Below are 20032 nucleotides of genomic sequence, written 5' to 3' on the forward strand. Positions count from 1 at the left end.
GCCGACCCTAGAAGGCCTTTAAGCTTCCTATTAAGAGTTCTTTTTTAATGACATTCTCGACTGAGTATTAAACGTCCGTCAGCAAGTCGATAAAGCCCTTGAGGTTCAACTATTGCATCGCCTTTTTTCCAAGTCTGCAATGTTGGTTCAATATTACGCACTTCACCAGTCGAATAGCTAGAAATTAATCCATTCCCTGGACTATTACGTAAAGCGCCAGAACCAGTGATGAAGAATGTACCACCTTGCTTGGAACTGCGTGAAATGCAACTATTGGCGATGAGTGCATTGGTGTCAATGACGTTTGGAGATGCTCCAGTGAAGCTGTTTTGAATGGAACTGGTATCAGGTGCGTTAATATTTGTTATACCTGAAACGCCTAATTGAGAACTTGCAGTAATATCGCTTTTTTCAGTTGGCTTTGTCCGCGACTCAATACCGAAGATACCTTGCGAGTTGATTTGGACTTTCCCACCAGAACCAGTGTATGCATTGGCGCTGATGTCGCTGTTTTCTTCGGGGATGGCGACGATAAATTTAGAGTTGATGTTGATATTACCGCCATCGCCACCAGCTTGTGCTCTACCTGCGGTGGTTGAAATTAAACCGCCACCACGCAAAAATAATAAATCAGCAATATCGAGGTTGATGTCACCACCATTACCTGCATTTGTGAAAGAAGCGTGTTAGCTGCATTTGCACTGCTAAAAGTATCTGTACTGAGATAACCCCCATCTTTGAGATTGAGTCGCTGGGTTTCAATAGTAATATCCCCTGCTGTTGCTTGAGTTTTACTTCCAAATGGTGTAACAATACCTGTAGATATATTACTTTGAGTCACCTCAACCGCATTCCGAGCCTGAATGGAAATAGAACCGACACTTCCACCACCAGATGAAAGTGCTGTCACTCCCCCCCCTAGGAAATTGTTTTGAACTCGCAAAGTGCCCGTTTCAATCCGCAGATTACCTGTTGAACCCGAACTCAAGCTTCCGAGTCTTAAAGAAGCTTGGTTAGTGATATTGACAGCATCTGTAGCTCGCACTGTCAAGTTTCCTGCATTACCTGCACCTCCTGATATAACAGAGACAAAGCTGTCATTGACGTTAACCGACTCCGTAGCATTTAAAGTGAGGTTCCCTCCATTGCCTTTTCCACTGCTAAACGTAGAGATACCACCGCTATTTTCTGGTGTTCCATCTCCGGTAGTTGTGATTTTCCCGGCATTGATAGTAACATCACCACCCGCACCCGTAGCAGAAGCGCTGCTAGCGGATAAAATCCGACTGCTGTTAGCGAGAGTTAATGCATCGCTGACTTGAATTTGAATATCACCCCCCTTCGCTGCACCAAAAGTACCGCTTTGAATTCCAGAGTTGTTATCCAAACTAAGTTGAGTTGCATCAACAATAATTGAGCCGCCATTGTTACCGAAAAGAAATGAACTGTTTAGCCCAATATCTCCCCCAAATAGTTCAATTGCACTATTTCCAATTGCAAGAATAAAGCTACCATTCGTTAAGTTGATGGGTGCGCGTCCGAAATTTTCTGGTAAATTAAAACCCAAGGAGGAGCCATCGACATTTAGCCCAACGGTTGTATCTTCACCGACTGCGCCCAATTTCACTTGTCCATTTTGAGTAAACAAAAAACTACCATCCAAGGCAATTTCACCGCCCATAAGTGCTAGAGTGCTGCCAGAGCCAACACCCAAACCACCAACAGCATTTCCTTGAGAATTCCGAATTACTGCTTGACTAGTAATACTTCCAGGTTGCGAACCAAACTGTAAGCCAATTGGTACATTAATAGCCAACAAAGGTGGTGCTTGGGGATTTGTAGCGCTAAATTCTACTCCATTAGGAAAGACTAAACTATTTGCTGTCGTCCCTGAAAAAGAACCTTGCAAATCTAAACTGGCATTTTTCCCAAATACAATCCCATTGGGATTTAGCAAAAACAAATTCGCATTACCTAATACCCCCAATGTCCCGAAAATATTTGATGAGTTTCCGCCAGTAACGCGAGAAAAGATATTTGTTATCCCTTCTGGATTGGCGAAGTAAACACCTCGACCATCACCGACGTTAAAATCTTGAAAACTGTGAAATAAGTTGATGCCACGAGCCGCACCGCCATCGATGATGTCATTTTTTTGATCAAAAGGAATGACTTGCGATCGCTCTTTTCCCAGGCTGTTATCGGGAGTTAACTGAGCAAAACTAGGATGAATAGAAACTGCGATACTTACGGTAAGCTCCACTAACGGTCCCACGCATCCCACCCATCTCGTAACAGCAAACCGCCAAATTTTCACCATTTCTATTCAACTATAGCGGTTCTTAGTTGTTTAATACAGACCTAACCCCCAGCCCCTTCCCTTGCAGGGAAGGGGAGTAAGATTCAAAGCCTCTCCTTTTAGGAGATAGGAATGGAAGTGAGGTCAGAGTGTGTTGCATCCAAATGAAAACTGCTATATTCTTTCGTTGGCTATTTTCTGGAGGTATTCGATTCTTTGCTGAATATTTTTTTTATCTACGTTGTTACCCGTCAGCATTTCAAACTGTGCAAGTTCTTTAACTAAAGTCGCCCCAGTTTGCCCCAGTTTCCCATTATCGGTTGCTTTCAATGCTTCTTCGAGTGCTTCATACCACAAATCATTTTCAGCGTAATAATTTACGCTTTCTGGAATGCTTGTCAATTGGTTCTTAGCAAGTGATTGAGGACTTGTGACGGTAAATTCTGCACGTCTAATAATCGTGTCGGTTTCGCAGTCAATTGCAATTTGCCATAAATATGTTTTACCCACTGTGAGTTCGGGGTAATCGAGGGGAAGTTTTAACTTGTTAATCCCGACTGTTGCCGCTATTTCTTTAACTTTGCCAATTTGTTTAGGGGTGTTGGCTGAATCAAATTCAGCCAATCGGAATCGCACATTTTGGGAACTTGACATATACCAAGCTAACATTGGACGTGTGGAAGCGGTTTTACCGATAAATGTCTGAGGTGCAAGCTGCGTCAGCGGAATACCGCTACTTGGACACCCACGCGAACCACCTGCACGGGAATTTCCGCTGGCTGGTTTGCGATCGCGTGGTTTAAACTGAGCAAATGCCGGAACTGCGGTCATGAGGAAAACCGCGCCTACAACCAAGCTTGTAAGTCTGCGGCTATTTCGCCAAAATGCAAAATGTTGATAACTCATGGTGATGTTGTTGATTATATGGTTATCTAAAACTTTTCAAAATCTTACTTTTTACACCTTTGCATGAAACGAATCATCAATAAAAATCTCAAAGCTGAAATTATTTCACGGGTTTCCAACTAAGTTCGCATATAGTCCCGCAAGGAGAAACTGATTCGCGGCGAAACTCTCCTCCTAATTGTTTAGCAAGGATTTTAAAATATTTTGTGCCTTTGTTTTCTAGCTTTGATTTAATCCCTGAACCGTTATCTTTGACCCACAAGTTGTATTTACTTGCACTATAAACACCCGATGCTTGAATGCGTTTAACTCCTTGAGCGTGTTTACCAACATTACATAAAGCTTCTTCCAAAAACAGACATATTCCGCGTTTATCTTCTATACTTAAATATTTATCATCAATTGGGTCAAAATTGCGAATTTTTACTTTTAATGTTTTAAAATGTTCAAAATCTTTACGTTCTAACGTACTGGAATAAACTTCATATAATAAATCGTGAAGTGGTCGGTTCAATTCGAGTATTAATCCGCTACCTAAACGCAAACTCTCTTCTGTAGTTAATGCTTCGAGTTTGAGAAATTCGCCAATTTCCCGAATTTCTCGGTCCAGCTTTTCAAATTGCCCAACCAGTTGTTCGTAGGGGATATCTTTAGCACGTATATGCTTTAATCCATAAGCAAGGGTTTGCAAAGGGCCATTATGAATTACGGTAAAAGTGTGCTGAATCGTATTTTGACGTTCGTTAATTTGCGATCGCAAAAATTTATCATGCTGGTAAAATGCAAAAGCACTCAAACCTACCCCATTCACGGCTAATATTAAAAAACTAGGTGCTACAGGAATCCATATACCCCACACCCACAGCATCATATACGCGCAGCTAAATAGACAAAATACTGCTACACCCACACTCAGTAAATTTTTCCAAACAGATTGGGTAAGCCGTCCGATAACAATCGGCAAAAAACCCCAAATAAATATCCATGTGTACTCTCCAAACTCTCCCCAACTGTGTAACATGGTACGGTTATCTATTACACTACTAAGAATTTGACTGATGACATGAGCGTGATAGTCAATGCCATAAATTTGACCGCTTAATTTTAAATTCGGCAAAGCAGATGTATAAAAAATATCACCTGCGCTCATATTGCGGTTGCCAACTAAGACAATGCGATCGCGCAGCAATTTTGCATCAACTTGACCATTGAGAATATCACGTAGCGACACAACATTAAAAGGTTGATCGCTGTTGCGGAAATTCATTAAAATTGGCAATCCCCCATCATCAACCCTGACGTATCCGCCAAAATTATGGGTAATTCGGGGTAATTCAATCCCACGAACCATTATTGTATAAGGGTCATTTTTTCCCGTTTCTAACTCAATTTTTTGCGTCTTTAAATACTTAGTAACTAACTGGAGCGCTAAAGAATATTTATCTTCATTGATATTGTTACTCTTATTCTGTTTTTTTGTATACAACAAATAGCGTCGATTTTTGCTATCCTCATCATTAAATAAATCGACAAATCCAACTCGTTCTGCTGGCAAACTTTGGGGTGGAGAAGTTTCTCCGGGTGGTAATATTTTTTCAATACCAATAATATTAGAATTTGCTTTTAATATCTGCGCTAGTTTTTCCCCACCAGGTTCCACAGGAACATTTTTGAAGATATCCAACCCAATAGCTAGCGGTTTATAAGTTTCTAATTTAGTGAGTAACTCTGCAATCTTCTCATCTGGAATTGGATATTGCTTAACCCATTCAATATCCTTTTCGTCGATACCTACAATTACTACACGTTCATCAGGTTTTTCTACCGGACGCAAACGTAACATCGTATCGAGAAGCATCCATTCCCAAGATTGCATTCCTCCAGTTATTCGGATCAACATCACCAACAACAGCACCACGATCCCGATACTGTTGGCGAAAGTGTTACAAACGCACGGACAAAAGTGTTACAACTCAAAGCCGCAACTACAGATTGAAGGTTTGAGCTTACGTAATACTTAATAAGACAATAATGTATTACATTCGCCAACAGTATCCGATCCCTGGCGGTGCAGCCAGCGACCATAATCCGTATTCTTTCCAAATGCGATTCCAGATTCTCCTTTTCATCTAGCTTCCAGATTAATTTTTTGCGTATTAATCAATTAAGCCTTCTTCACGGGAACGAATTTCGGTGAGGATTCGCATATTTTTACCACTTTGCTTGCAGTCTTCAGGATACACCCCCAAAACATCCTGAATCTTCGTCCAGTAAGTGCGTACTGCTCTTTCTGATTTATACATTCGGTCGGCGATCGCTTTATCTGTCAAACTCTCTTCAAAAGCCAACCGCAACACTTCCAACCATTCTGGTTTGAGTTCGATCCCCGTTTTGATGTCTTTGGTGTGAGTTGCACCCTGAAGTGCCAAATTAACCCGCATCAGCATTTCACTTTCGGGTAATCCTTTATCTGCGATCGCAAACCCACCTTGATGATTATCAATCTCGTGTTTGATTCGGATTAAGGCCTTTACATAACTAGTTTGCACCATAAAATTCTGATGGGGATATTCTTTGAGCAAAGTTTGCAACAGCTTAATTCCGGTATCAATTTCTGCTGTATCCCCTTGGCGATCGGGAATTGATAAATCCATCACAATCAGATCAAACTGGTGAAATTGAAGTTGAGAAAGTGTTTCTTTTCCCGTCTGAGCCTTAATAATAGCAGCTTCAGGATACTCTCGACTTAATACATCGAGAGTACCAGTTAAAATTAATTGATGGTCATCAACAACAAGAATACCCAGCTTTTTTTCCACTAGTAAATGTCTATAAACTTGATCTTCTTTCAAACTTACGTTTACCATATTTTCATCCAATTTAAAAGTTACCTTAAGCTTTAAAAAAAATCCTGTACTCTATGGTGTTTTCCTTGAGATTCATATCTTGCACCTTTTATATCTAACTCTACTCGTTGAATTATGCACCTATTTTAATTGGAGATGAATTTTCAAGCTATGCAGAAAAGTGCAAATCTAGACAGCAATTCTAAATTCAAAATTTGACAATGTACAGAAATAGCTTGAGCGATATATGGAAACTACTACGGTGTAAAAGTCAATCCCTGGTTGCAGTTACTTGGCCCAGATGGAGTCAGCTAGATCAACTTTGCCAGCCACCAGGCAAATTCAGCCGATCCATTCACCTGTTACTTGGACAGTACAGGAGATTTAAGACGTAATGCGATCGTATCCTTGATTATCTCGGTGACATCTATAGTTAAAATGTACTATAAATTCCCTGCTCAAGTTTTAGGTGGGTGCGCTTATATTTGATGTATATCAATCGCCGAAAAGGTTTGGAGTTTCGCACTCCTGACTAGTCTACATTCCAATAACTATTGATAGTACTTTTCTGACCATTACCAACTATGCCTAATATATTCAATCGAGAAATTTTCAGGTTATCTAAAGCTACTTTTAGGATTGAAGAATTTGTTTTATGAATCCTGACTACTATCAAAAGTCCATCAGTATGGGGTGCTATCAGGCTAGCATCGGCTAATCCCACTAAGGGAGGGACATCATAAATCACTAGGTCAAAACTATTGTGGAAATCTGCCATTAGTTGCTTCATTTTTTGAGATGAGAGCAACTTCGTGGGATCGGGTGGTATTGGCCCAGCAGTAATTACAGATAATTGGTTCATGGAAGGTAATTGTCGCATTACTTCTCCCATTGGCAAATTTGTAGAAATTAAATTACTTAATCCCCATAGATTATTTAAATCTGATAAGTCGTGAATTGTGGGTTTACGAAGATCGGCATCTACAAGTAGGACTCGTTGTCCCATTGCTGTAGCTATCTGAGCTAGATGGAGAGCAACCGTAGACTTCCCATCACCAGCCATAGCTGAACTAATAACTATAGAACGAATCGGGCGATCGGAAGTTAGTAGTTGAATATTTGTATAAAGTACCCGCAGGGCTTCTGAAAAATTAGTAGAAGAGTCACCATATCCTTGATCTGGTAAAACACTCAAACTAGCAATTCCCTGAGAAAAATAATTTGGTATATTTGCTAAGGGAATATTTTGATTAGAAGTGCGGTTTTGCCTAGTTTGAACTTGCTTTTCAAAAGGAATATTCCCTAACAAAGGCTGCTTTAGTTTGGTTTTTAGTTCTTCAACAGTATGGTAGGTATTATCTAGCTTTTCTATCAGTAATACAACACCAATTCCTGAAAGGATACTTGCAATTATTCCCAAGCTCAAATTGCGTGGAATATTCAAAGAATAAATAGGAATTTCTGGTGTAGTTGGAGCTTGAAGTAATTGCCAACCCAGCTCTGTTTGGGATATTTGAATTTGGAGATTTTCGCGGTTTGATAAAAACCGATTTAAACTCTCATTTGCAAATTGTAATTTACGCTGTAATTCAGTGTACTGTCTTGTTAAAACTGGCAATTGATTGCGTCTTTGTGCAAGTTTCTGTTCTATTTTAGTAAGTTCTTGGCTTTGTACTTCTAACGTCTGAAGTTGCGTTGCTACTTCTGCAAACTTTACACCCAATAAACGCTGCGCCTCTTGATGTAGTACAGGTAAAAGACTAGCTCGTTTCTCTTTCAATGTTTGGATGGTTGGATTTTCTTCTTGCAAACGAGTTGATTCTGTAGCAATCTGAATATCAAATTGGCGTATTTGAGTAATCAACTGCTGATATAAAGGAGCATTATTCAGAGTTGTCGTTACTGCATTTTTTTCTTTTAGGATAGCAAAATTAGCACGAGCTTGAGCTAATTGTAGATCAGTTGCTTGTTTTTGTTGAGAGAATTCAAGAGTTTGCGAAGCAATTTGCGCTGCTTGGGTTTCTGGATCGTTAAAATTGTACTTTTGTCGAAAAAGTTGCAACTCTTTTTGAAGTTTATCTACCCGATTTTGTGTAAATGGTAATTGTTTTTCAACAAACTGAAGCCCTTGACGTAACTTGGTTTGCCTCCTGACTTGGCTGTAGTCTAAGTAATTCTCAGCAATTCGCTTTAGTACAACTTGAGTCTGCTTTGGATTGTTACTTCGATAGCGAACTTGTATTATCTTGGTCTCACCTAATCGAGTAATCTTCAGAGATTCGAGAAGTGAATAATAGTTGATTTCTGGATAGGAAACTTGCAACTGTTCAAGGGTACTTCTCATCAGTTCAGGACTTTTAAGAACCTGAATTTGGCTTTCATAATCTAGACTAGACTTCTGTGAGTTAAGGTCTTTGACAACATCCACAACTTTGGTGTCATCATTTACAGGTTCCACTAGCAGTTGAAAAGTGCCTTCATATTCTGGGGGCTTCCGGTTTAGCACCAAGTTAATAACTACAATTGTCATCACAGCAATCGTTACACCTGTCATGACTAGCGCTCGCCGCTGTAAAACACTTAGAAAATCTTGAAAGCTCCACCCATCTCCTTGTTCCTCAGTCCACGGAACAAGTTGATTTTGAGGAAGTGGAGACACAGAATTATTACTGTGATCAGAACTTGAGGATTGAAAAGGATAATTCTCCATCGTCTACTTAATATTTGATAAGACACTGGACAGGATTAAGTAAAAAGGGTGACAAAAGCTTCAGTGAGGTAGTTCTATATAAGCAACAATCTAGCTTAAACAGGATATATATTTTATAAACTTATGATTGAATTTCCGTATTTGTTCTTTAATACAGGTTGCTAGTTCGTAGCCATGCATGGTTATTAATAATACTAAAATAATACTAAGTATTCTTGGATCAGAAAGGCAGTTCTTGCAAAGGGTAGTATTCCTCCTGCCTGCCTCAGCAAGAACTGCCGCGACCAGAGAGAGGAAGGGTTTAAGTCTCTCACAAGTTTTGCGTGGCTCTAGTTTAGGTGCGGTTGAATGCCCATAATATAAGCGGAATCTCTTGTCTCCTGCCTTATTCAATACCAAATTTTAGAATTTTGTACTTAAAACAACGCCTATTTCGCCCATTGTCATAACTAAATAGTGTTTGATTATTCTCTCATCAAAACGATTTATATGTGGAACCAGTGGAAACACAGCCAGTGGCCAATTGGTGAAATCGAGATAAATTGATATAACTTATACATAAAAATGTAGATTCAGCTTCAGTGTTTTTTCAAAATTTAAGTCTGAAAACTATAAGTAGGTCGGTACAATTAAACTTAACTATATAAACTTTTGTAACCTACGCGAAAATTTTCTTTTTTCTGTGCCTTAGCTTGGTGCAATTACTAATGGGGAAAACTCCCAAATGCTGTGTAACCCTGCGCTATCGTACTTTGCATCTCAACGATCGCTGGCTCTCCTTCTCTCAAATAGAGTGCTTCACTTTTAGCATAGCTATTTCATGTCCTAATCCCAACGACAAATATTTATGCCCACTTGCTTCGTTATTCAACAATTTGCTAGCCGATAAAATGTTAATATTATAAAGATTTAACTTAGATATATTTAAAAAATATAAATTTTTAATGAAGGACTTGATTTCAAATTGAAACATGATATTGTGAAAGTCGAATCTTACAATCTATCAAAAGATAGAGAATAAAAACTCTAGTTAACAAGTTGTATGTAATGATAAAAATCAACCATTGATCAAAAACAACAGTGCTCGTTCTAAATCTCTATAGCTATCGTGACTGAAAAAGAAAGACTACTACCGTTAAATATATCTTTGGAAGTTGAAGTACATACCTTAGTAACTTAATAAAAGTGCTTACAGAGAAAGCTCCTAGACGCAGTATTAAAATGTTTATTGCGGTTTAACACGTATTATTGGCATCATTGTGTTCCTATATTTGGATAAAAATATAGTACAAACTAAAAAGAGTAAATATTCTGTTAGTTAGCCTTGCTCGTTATAATAATCTGCGTATCTGTAAGTTTTATAGGTTTTTCTCAAAAACGTTTCAAGCTTTAATAATCGAAATTGATGGATTGATTTATTTGCAGTAACGTAATTCAAATATAACTTTTATCTTCCAGGATATAGCCAATGAGACTTAATAAATGGATTAATCCAAATTTTTTACAATCCATTTCTACTCAGTTAAATGCAAAAAATCAACATTCTGTAAAAACTCAACAATCAATTAAATTATCTGTAATCACCCAATTTTTTCCCCCAGATTATGCCGCTACAGGGCAGTTGATCGAGGAACTAGTGAAACAGTTAGGACTGCAAGGGGTGGATATTGAAGTTTTTACAAGTCAGCCAGGATATGCATTTCGTTCTGATACGGCACCAGCAATTGAATGGGCTGACCAAATCCGAATTCAGCGATCGCGCACTGCCCAACTCTGGCCGGGAAGGATTCGTGGTAAAGCAGTTAATGGCGTCCTATATACCTTACGGGCTACACTTTATCTCCTCAAAGCTTGGCGTCGTAACAATATACTGTTATTAACTACAGCTCCCCCATTTTTGCCAGTGATTGGATATCTGGCTTATATCTTGTTCCGATTGCCCTATATCTGCGTATTATATGACTTATACCCTGATATTGCGATCGCATTAGGCGTAATTCCAAAGCGTAACTGGCTAGTGCGCTTGTGGCGTGCGATCAACAAACAGGTTTGGTTAAAAGCCAAAGGGATTATAGTACTTAGCCCCGCGATGAAACAACAGGTAGTAGCGCATTGTCCCGAAGTAGCTGAGAAAATTTCAGTAATTCACAGTTGGGCTAACCCAGAAGCGATCGTGCCGATTGCCAAGCGAGAAAACTGGTTTGCTTGGAAGTATAACCTAGTTCATAAATTTACCGTCCTCTATTCTGGCAATATGGGTCGCTGCCATGACATCGATACCATGTTGGAAGCTGCAAAGCAACTGCAAGATGAGCCAATTCAGTTTGTCTGCATTGGTGGTGGTGCCAAACGCGATGAATTAATCATGGAAGTAGATCGGTTAGGGCTGAACAATTTTACGTTTTTACCTTATCAAGATAAGCAAGTGTTACCCTATTCTTTAACAGCTTGCGATCTATCACTAGTGAGTGTAGATGCAACTACAGAGGGTTTAGTTGTTCCCAGCAAACTTTACTCAGCTTTAGCCTCTGGGCGACCAATAGCAGTAATTTGCTCCGAGACTTCATATCTCAGACAACTGATGGCTGAAGCCAACTGTGGTGGGACATTTGACAATGGTGACAGTCAAGGTCTAGCGCAATTTATTCGCTTTCTGAATCGAGATCCACAAATAGGAGAGCAGATGGGCATAGCAGGTCGCCAGTATTTGCGATCGCACTTCACACCTAAAGTTATCTCTCAACAATACTTGCATGTTTTGCAGCAGGCACTATTCTCTGATGAGGTAAGAACCATGTCTCAAAGCGATCTAAAGTAAGCATGTCGAGGTTAATTGAATATTTTTGCTGTATTTTTTAGGAGTTGGGCTTCGATGGTCTTATTGATCTCAGTCCCTCCACCATAGCCTTCCTTGCTCATAGTTTTTGTCTATACAGGAGGTTAAATTGCAGAGAAGGTGTGACCGAAATCGGAAACGTTCCAAACGACGGGCTATTTATTGCCCCATTCATAGCTGCCATATCGATAGCGTCAGTCAGAAATATAAAATGTTTGCTGACCAGGCAGGTCAATTACAGCAACGAGGCATGAGTCGGCGGAATGCGTTGATGTTAGTAGCAAACCAAACCGCAGTACCGATAGAAGGGGAATGGTTAGAAGCTTTTTGGTGTGAAGAGTGTCAGCAAACAACTTGGTATCATATTCGTAAGTGTGACGATCGTACTTATGAAATTTCGGTAGCACCACAAGAATTATGGCAGCAAGTTACGGGAGTGATTGATTCTTTAGGGAACCCTTCTGTTGGGGAGTTTACTCGTAGGAGTGCCAGACACGTTGGTTATCAAGGTCTTAGAGGTTTCCAGTTTGTGAGTTAAGTGTTATTTAGTGCCATTTCGTTAAAGATATTAATCTTCAATCAAGAACTATGAGTAGTGCAAAAATTGTCTCCAAACAGGAGTTGCTGATTGAAGCTGGACGCACAGAGCAGCAGTATTGGAAAGATATATGGCGCTATAGAGAATTATTTTATTTTCTTGCTTGGCGTGATATTTTGGTGCGGTATAAGCAAACTGCGATCGGTATTGCTTGGGCACTGATTCGTCCATTTTTGACTATGGTAGTTTTTACAATTGTGTTTGGACAATTGGCAAAGTTGCCTTCACAAGGTGCGCCTTATCCAATTTTGGTATTTTCGGCGATGTTACCCTGGCAGTTTTTTGCGAATTCCCTATCGGAGTGCAGTAATAGTTTGATTGGCAATGCCAATTTAATCTCAAAGGTATACTTTCCTCGCTTAATTGTACCGACAAGTGCAGTAGTAGTTAGCTTTGTAGACTTCTTGATTTCGGGAATGATTTTACTGGCATTAATGGCTTGGTATAACTTTGTCCCCAGTTGGCGGATTTTGACATTACCATTGTTTATTGCTATTGCCTTTGCTGCTTCGATGGGTGCAGGATTGTGGTTTGCTTCTTTAAATGTCAAGTATCGTGACTTCCGTTACATTGTGCCCTTTATTGTACAGTTCGGTCTGTATATCTCGCCAGTGGGATTTAGCAGTAGCATTATTCCCCAAAAGTGGCAATTACTATACTCTTTAAACCCAATAGTAGGAGTAATTGATGGATTTCGATGGGCGATTTTGGGGGGTGAGTCCAAGTTATATTTACCGGGTTTTTTCCTGTCTTTGACACTAGTCTTTTTATTATTATTCAGCGGAATCTGGTATTTTCGGAAGACAGAACGGACATTTGCCGATGTGATTTAAAGGAATAAATTCGACTGAATTTAAAAGAGCGATCGCTGCCAACCATTTTTGTATTCAATTAGATAAGCACAACACCATTGTGACAAAATAAACAGCCAATGTCTGACACTGTTATTAGAGTTGAGAACCTGAGTAAAAAATATATTATTGGACATCAGCAACAAGAAAACTATACTGCACTGCGCGATGTAATTGCTAATGGGGCTAAAAGTTTACTGAAACCGTTGCGAAATAGAAAATCCTCCATTCACAATTTACAGGAGGAGTTTTGGGCATTAAAAGATATATCATTCGAGATTAAGCAGGGCGACAGAGTTGGCATTATAGGGCGAAATGGTGCGGGTAAATCTACACTTTTGAAAATTCTCAGTAGGATTACTGAACCAACAAAAGGAAGCATCAAAATTAAGGGAAGAGTTGCCAGTTTGTTAGAGGTAGGTACAGGGTTTCACCCAGAGTTGACAGGAAGAGAAAATATCTACCTCAATGGTGCAATTCTGGGGATGAGTAAAGCAGAAATTAAGCATAAGTTTGATGAAATTGTGGCCTTTGCTGAGATAGAGAAGTTTTTAGATACGCCAGTGAAGCGTTATTCCTCAGGAATGTATGTAAAGTTAGCCTTTGCCGTGGCAGCGCATTTAGAGCCGGAGATTTTGATTGTAGATGAAGTGTTGGCAGTAGGCGATGTGCAGTTTCAGAAAAAGTGTTTGGGAAAAATGGAGGATGTCTCAAAAAACGAAGGGCGAACAGTACTATTTGTTAGTCACAACTTGGGGGTAGTTCAGGCATTTTGCAGTCGTGGTGTTTTGCTGGGGCAAGGAACGGTGTTAGCTGACGATACAACAGATAAAGCGGTAGGCACTTACCTCAGAACTCTAGAAAAAGCATCATCACAGAATCTTTTAGAACGAACAGATCGTAACGGTAATGGTCTAGCACGACTTACTCATATAGAAATTTACACTGGTGGCAGTTATTCATCAGTTACTTTAACAACAGGTTATTCCGCTATTTTTATTTTTCATATAACTGAAATTCGTGCTGGATTGTCTTGTTCTTTTACAATTTATGACCAATATGGTCAGCCAGTGACATATTTTGACTCCGCTATTTACTCTAAAGAAGATATGACAAATTCAGAGAAAAAAGCAAAATTTATTTGTGAAATTGATGAATTTTTATTAATCCCTGGCCGCTACATAATCAATGCGACACTGATGTGCAATGGAGAATTTGTTGACGATGTTAAAGCTGCCACATTTTTTGACATTGAAGAAGGAAAAATCCGCAGTCGTGCTGTATCAAAGGAATCTGGATTTGGTAATGTTCTCATACCGCATCGATGGAAAACACCAATATAAATTTCCACAAATGCTCTATGTGATTCTCATGAATAACATAGAGCATTTGTCACTTAAATCATTATCAAATTTGTACTCAAAATAATCAAGATATCTATATATGAAAACTCTTGTTGCAGGTTGGTTTAGCTTTGAAGAGGGACATGCTACAGCTGGGGATCTTTTGGCAGCTGAACTAGCTTGCGATTGGCTAGAAAGTGCTGGTATATCTTATGATATTGCAGTTGATCCCCCTTTCACTGGTGGTATTAACTGGCGACTCACCGATCCCAAAAACTATTCACAGATTGTGTTTGTTTGTGGCCCCTTCTTAGCCAAAGGAACATTAGAAACAGAGTTTTTAACTCATTTTGCTGGCTGTCGCCTTATCGGACTTGATTTGACAATGCTTGAATCGCTTGATAAGTCTAATCCGTTTGATGTTTTGTTAGAACGAGATAGTTCTGTACGTGTTAATCCTGATATTACTTTTATCTCTCCTCGGAAATTAGTACCTGTTGTAGGTGTTTGTCTGGTAGAGCCTTATGAACAAGGTTTGACAGATATTACAAACACTGCTATTCACAGATTTCTAGCTTCACGGGAAGTTGCAGTCGTAAAAATTGATACTCGACTAGATACAAATACTACAGGGTTGCGTACTCCAGCCGAGGTGGAATCACTGCTTGCTCGGATGGATTTAGTAATCACCACACGCTTACACGGAACTGTGTTGTCTTTGAAGAATGGTGTTCCTACTATTTCTATTGATCCAGAAGCCGGAGGTGCTAAAATTAAACGCCAAGCGGAAAAAATTGGCTGGTCTGTGATGTTCACAGTTGATGAACTTACTGATGAGAAATTACAAAAAGCTTTTGATTACTGCTTAACACAGGAAGCACGAACAAAGGCAAAGGAATGCTGCGATCGCTCTCAAAAAATGCTAGAAGAAGTACGCGATGAATTTATCAGAGCGTCTGTTGACTCTGGCGATTCAGAAGTGGAATTAGTACGTATTGATAGCGAAAATTATAAATATGAAAACTTCCGGCGTATAGAAATTGACTCTAACTACCAAACTTATTCAGGAGATTTATATAAAAAAGGGTTAAAGAAAAATGTCAAACAATTGTTTAAGTCTATAAGAAGAATGGTTTAATTTTCTTATTAATAGTGTGTAATTTTTAATGCTAATTATTATTTTTTAGCCAAACATGAGAAGCTACTACACATTTTTTGAAAGCATGTATGGTTGTGTTAACCGATGATGCTTGACTTTCAATCGTCATCGGTTAACAAACCTCATGAATCACTATGCAATGAATATGTGTTTTAACTTCTTATCAGTAATCTTTGCCATCAGGAGACTGAATACTAATGTATCCTGCCTACATATTCTTATTGAAAAATTTGATGCTTCAGCCATTAGTTACAGACCTTTGTAAAATTTAGCTATTTAATATGCAACATCCTACAGTTACTAACATCAGCCTTCATGACCATACAGAATCAATGCTACAGGAAAAAATTTCTGAACGGGTTCTATCTGGTGAAGTCATTATTGTTCGACAATCCTTGCAAGCTATCGGCTATTTTGAAAGTTTGCAAGAAGCTAGTCTCAACGGAATTCGTCGAGCTACGGGTCAAGAAAAAGCCGCAAAAATAAAAAATAAAGGCTTTGAAGCCTTTCATGAAGTTATTAATCTAGATGAATTACCGTCAGTTACTCATCATACCTATGAAGTTGTTCGTTCCCTTGCTCCAAAGATAGCAAAAAAGCTAATCAAGAAAGTTTTTCAGCAAGAGAAAGCTTTCTACTTTGAAGAATATCCGAACGTCCGATTTCATGTTCCCTACGATATTGTGGTGCAGAGAAAAGATGAATTTAATACGTTTGCTTGGAATGGAAAAGTTACAGCCCACGGGCCACATCATGATAGCTGGTATCAATGTCCTACAAACTCTATTAATATCTGGATTGCTATTGGTAAAGTCAAGATAGGTAATGGATTAAATATATATCCTCAAGTATATGGCAAGCTTCTTCCTTGTACAAAAGATGGTAAAATTCAGCGCGACCAATACTTTGGCTCTGCACTGAATTTTGAATTAGAGCCAGGTGATGCACTGATTTTTCATGGAGAGCATTTACATAGTTCTGAGATTAATAGTACGGATGCAACTCGACACGTTATTAGTTTGCGAATGACGCTAGATAAGCCAAAATTCCTCAACCCACACTCACCTTATAAATATGACTATATTTACTCTCAACCAAATGATGGTTTTTGGGAAGAATTTACTCAATTTGTAGTTAGGAAATTTCATAATATTAGCAAAAAAAATAACTCGATTATTGCTCAAGAAAAAAATCAAAATTATATTATTTCTCCAGAAATAATATCAAAATTTGATGATACGTCAATGGCTTTTCCTCAAGAGATTTCTGTGAAGACTTCATCAAGAAAATTGGTTGGTGATACGAAGCTGATATTAGACTCTAAAGAGTTGAAATTAGGTGAGATTAGACCAATATCACAAAAGTTATGTGCTGCCAAAATAAACGAGCGACGAGTAGTTGTATTCGATAGGTATTGTCCCCATGAAGGAGCCGATTTGGCGGCTGGTTATCTGCGAAATGATTGTGTTGTTTGTCCTTGGCACAATTTGCCAATTAACTTGCAAAGCGGTGCTAGCCCCTGTCAATCTTTACAGAAAATAAGTGTCTTTGATTACCAAGAAGAAAGCCAGAAGATAAAAGTATCTGAGGCAGAATAAATACAACGGAATCTTGTTCTTAATCTATGAGCCGTTAACATGTATCAAAAACTATTAAAGTCAATTGCACGCCATACATTACCAGTCTCTATTCGTAGTAAACTCAAAGCTCAATTACAAGGAACTGAATACTGCCTACCTGTTGGAGCAGTGAACTTTGGGAACCTGCGACGCTTAAAACCTATTAGCGAGGCTTGGGGCTTCGACCGAGGTCTTCCCATTGACCGCTACTATATCGAGAACTTTCTTGGCAGTCATTGTGATGATATTAAAGGGCGTGTTCTAGAAATTGGAGACAGCTTTTATACTAATAAATTTGGGGGCGATCGCGTTACCAAAAACGATGTTTTCCATGCTGTAGAAGGCAATCCAGAGGCAACTTTCGTTGGCGACCTCACCAGTGCCGATCATATTCCATCAGACACATTTGATTGTTTGATCCTAACTGAAACCCTCCAGCTAATTTATGAGGTACGACTAGCACTGAAAACGATTTACCGGATACTAAAGCCAGGGGGAGTCGTACTGGTGACAGTTCCGGGAATTACCCAACTCAGCGACCAAGAATGGAAAAATAGCTGGTATTGGAATTACACAACTCTATCTGCACAGCGACTCTTTCAAGAGGTATTTCCAGCCGCCAATATTCAAGTTAAAACCTATGGAAATGTACTGACAGCAACTGCTTTTTTACAAGGGCTGGCAAGTCAGGAACTGCGAAAGGAAGAGTTAGATTACCGTGATTCTAACTATGAAGTGACAATCACCGTCAGGGCAGTCAAACCCCAGGTGACTTCATGAGAATACCTGGACTTGGCAGATTGCAACGAGTGAAACAGCAACTTCAGAGGCGATTGGCTTCAAAGAGTCTGATATTAATGTACCACCGCGTCGCTGAAGTAGACCTAGACCCCTGGTCTCTATGTGTGACCCCACAACACTTTGCCGAGCATCTGGAAGTTTTGCAAAAATATGCCTACCCCATTAGTCTCCAGCAATTAGCTCAAGCACATCGGCATGGAAACATTCCCCACCGAGCAGTAGCTATTACTTTTGACGATGGTTACGCCGATAATCTTCATCATGCCAAACCCTTGCTAGAGCGCTACGGTATCCCAGCAACCGTCTTTATCAGTACTGGTTACATAGGAAAGCAACGCGAGTTTTGGTGGGATGAGTTAGAATGGCTACTTTTGCAACCGCAGAAATTACCAGAGAAGTTTTCCCTGAAGATTAAAACTACCACTCACCACTGGGAGTTGGGTACAGCAGCAGATTGCAGTGAAGATGACTACGATCGCGATCGCCATCCTTGGGAAGCTAAACCAGGTTCTCGCCTATTTTTCTATTACTCAATTTGGCAACTATTGCAATCTCTGCCGGAAAGCGATCGACTAAAGGCATTAGATGAGATATCAGCTTGGGCTATGGTTGAACCAATAGCACGTAAGACTCACTGCTCACTTTTACCTGAGGAGCTACTAGCCTTGGAGCAAGGGGAACTAGTAGAAATCGGCGCTCATACAGTCACACATCCATTTCTCTCAGCACACTCATTAGCCTTTCAACGACATGAAATTCAACAGAGCAAAGCTGATTTAGAAGAAATTCTCAATCGTCCGGTGACTAGTTTTGCTTATCCACATGGCGATTACACCACAGAGACAGTCAACCTGATTTCAGAAGTAGGATTTGCCTGCGCTTGTTCTTGTATTCAAGATATTGTGTGGCGAGAAAGCGACTGTTTTCAATTACCTCGCTTCGGGGTTGAAAACTGGAATGGGGAAGAATTTGCCAAGCAATTATCGAGGTGGTTTAATGACTGAAGAGATGAATAAAAAACCATTAGTCTCTTGCATTATCATCTTCTTGAATGCAGGCGAGAAATTCTTTATAGAAGCAATAGAAAGCATATTCGCCCAAACTTACGACAACTGGGAACTGTTGCTAGCAGACGATGGCTCAACTGATGAAAGTACAGACATAGCCTTGCGATATGCCCAACAATATCCGGAAAAAGTGCGCTATGTGGAACATGAAGGTCATCAAAATCGTGGCATGAGTGCGACGCGCAATCTGGGTGTTCGTAATGCCAAAGGTGACTATATCGCCCTTCTAGATGCCGATGACATCTGGTTACCACAGAAACTAGAAAAGCAAGTGGCAATATTGGCAGCACAGCCTGAAGCCTCAATGGTTTATGGCTCTACTTTAATGTGGTACAACTGGACGGGTAATCCTGAAAATGCTCAACGTGATTATGGACGATTGTTAGGAGTAAAAGCTGATACTTTGGTAAAACCGCCAACACTGATCAAGATTTTCTTAAAAGGCAAAGCAGAAACACCAGGTATTTGTAGTGTCCTGATGCGACGCGAACTAGTACAAGATGTCGGCGGATTCGAGGAGTCTTTTCGAGGTATGTTTGAGGATCAAGCCTTCTTTTATAAGGTTTGTCTCAAGGCATCTGTATTTATAGAAAGTGGTTGTTGGGACAGGTACAGGCAACACCCAAATAGCTGCTGTTATGTTGCACAAGCTCAAGGACATTATAATCCAACACAATGGAATTCTGCTCAGCTAATCTTCTTAAACTGGTTAGAGAAGTATTTGTCGGAACAAGGGGTCAAGGATACTGAAATTTGGCAAGCTTTGAATATAGCTCTATTTCCCGATCATCATCCTAACTTGTACTACCTTTCAAAAGGTATTCAAAATTGGAAAGAACGTATGAAAAGATTCATAAAGTCAATTGCACGGCACACATTGCCTGCTCCTATCCTTAGTGAACTCAAGGCTATATTACGACTCTGAACTATTAGAAATATTAAAAGAGTATCACAACCGAGTATTGCTGCAATAACTAGTTGAAACTGTATGAAGTTG

13 protein-coding genes and 1 pseudogene are annotated in these 20032 nt (G+C 39.6%); 9 read left to right on the forward strand and 5 right to left on the reverse strand.

The window, feature by feature from the left end:
* Window positions 1–44 precede the first annotated feature (44 nt).
* From RM347_RS08340 to RM347_RS08360, 5 genes and pseudogenes are all read right to left on the reverse strand, one after another.
* Window positions 45–2233, reverse strand: a pseudogene (locus RM347_RS08340) (filamentous hemagglutinin N-terminal domain-containing protein).
* 240 nt (window positions 2234–2473) lie between these two features.
* A complete protein-coding gene (locus tag RM347_RS08345) occupies window positions 2474–3205 on the reverse strand; it encodes a DUF928 domain-containing protein (protein ID WP_322719981.1) in 732 nt (243 codons plus the stop codon).
* A gap of 100 nt (window positions 3206–3305) precedes the next feature.
* Window positions 3306–5123: a CHASE2 domain-containing protein gene (locus RM347_RS08350; RefSeq protein WP_428850530.1), complete on the reverse strand. Its 1818-nt coding sequence runs from the start codon at window positions 5121–5123 to the stop codon at window positions 3306–3308.
* Window positions 5124–5361: 238 nt separating this feature from the next.
* Window positions 5362–6072, reverse strand: coding sequence for a response regulator transcription factor (locus RM347_RS08355; RefSeq protein ID WP_322719979.1), 711 nt, complete (start codon window positions 6070–6072; stop codon window positions 5362–5364).
* A 511-nt stretch (window positions 6073–6583) separates the two neighbouring features.
* Window positions 6584–8761, reverse strand: a complete 2178-nt coding sequence (locus tag RM347_RS08360) for a GumC family protein (RefSeq protein WP_322719978.1) — start codon at window positions 8759–8761, stop codon at window positions 6584–6586.
* A gap of 1468 nt (window positions 8762–10229) precedes the next feature.
* Here RM347_RS08360 and RM347_RS08365 point away from each other — a divergent pair.
* From RM347_RS08365 to RM347_RS08405, 9 genes are all read left to right on the forward strand, one after another.
* Entirely contained in the window at window positions 10230–11579 is a 1350-nt protein-coding gene (locus RM347_RS08365; protein ID WP_322719977.1) for a glycosyltransferase family 4 protein, read from the forward strand.
* Between the two features lie 127 nt (window positions 11580–11706).
* The gene (locus RM347_RS08370) at window positions 11707–12135 is read left to right on the forward strand and encodes a hypothetical protein (RefSeq protein WP_322719976.1); all 429 of its coding nucleotides are present in this window, start codon (window positions 11707–11709) and stop codon (window positions 12133–12135) included.
* Window positions 12136–12185: 50 nt separating this feature from the next.
* Entirely contained in the window at window positions 12186–13028 is an 843-nt protein-coding gene (locus RM347_RS08375; RefSeq protein ID WP_322719975.1) for an ABC transporter permease, read from the forward strand.
* Window positions 13029–13126: 98 nt separating this feature from the next.
* Window positions 13127–14389: an ABC transporter ATP-binding protein gene (locus tag RM347_RS08380; protein ID WP_322719974.1), complete on the forward strand. Its 1263-nt coding sequence runs from the start codon at window positions 13127–13129 to the stop codon at window positions 14387–14389.
* Window positions 14390–14489: 100 nt separating this feature from the next.
* On the forward strand, window positions 14490–15527 hold the full coding sequence (locus RM347_RS08385; protein WP_322719973.1) for a polysaccharide pyruvyl transferase family protein: 1038 nt from the start codon (window positions 14490–14492) through the stop codon (window positions 15525–15527).
* Between the two features lie 302 nt (window positions 15528–15829).
* Complete coding sequence (locus tag RM347_RS08390; RefSeq protein ID WP_322719972.1) at window positions 15830–17146, forward strand: Rieske 2Fe-2S domain-containing protein; 1317 nt, start codon at window positions 15830–15832, stop codon at window positions 17144–17146.
* A gap of 39 nt (window positions 17147–17185) precedes the next feature.
* Complete coding sequence (locus RM347_RS08395; RefSeq protein WP_322719971.1) at window positions 17186–17947, forward strand: class I SAM-dependent methyltransferase; 762 nt, start codon at window positions 17186–17188, stop codon at window positions 17945–17947.
* A complete protein-coding gene (locus tag RM347_RS08400) occupies window positions 17944–18972 on the forward strand; it encodes a polysaccharide deacetylase family protein (RefSeq protein ID WP_322719970.1) in 1029 nt (342 codons plus the stop codon). Before RM347_RS08395 ends, RM347_RS08400 begins: the two co-directional genes overlap by 4 nt.
* Window positions 18965–19960: a glycosyltransferase family 2 protein gene (locus RM347_RS08405; protein WP_322719969.1), complete on the forward strand. Its 996-nt coding sequence runs from the start codon at window positions 18965–18967 to the stop codon at window positions 19958–19960. Before RM347_RS08400 ends, RM347_RS08405 begins: the two co-directional genes overlap by 8 nt.
* The last annotated feature ends 72 nt before the right edge of the window (window positions 19961–20032 follow it).

This window comes from Nostoc sp. ChiQUE02 (genome assembly GCF_034531305.2).
Classification (GTDB): Bacteria; Cyanobacteriota; Cyanobacteriia; order Cyanobacteriales; family Nostocaceae; genus Nostoc.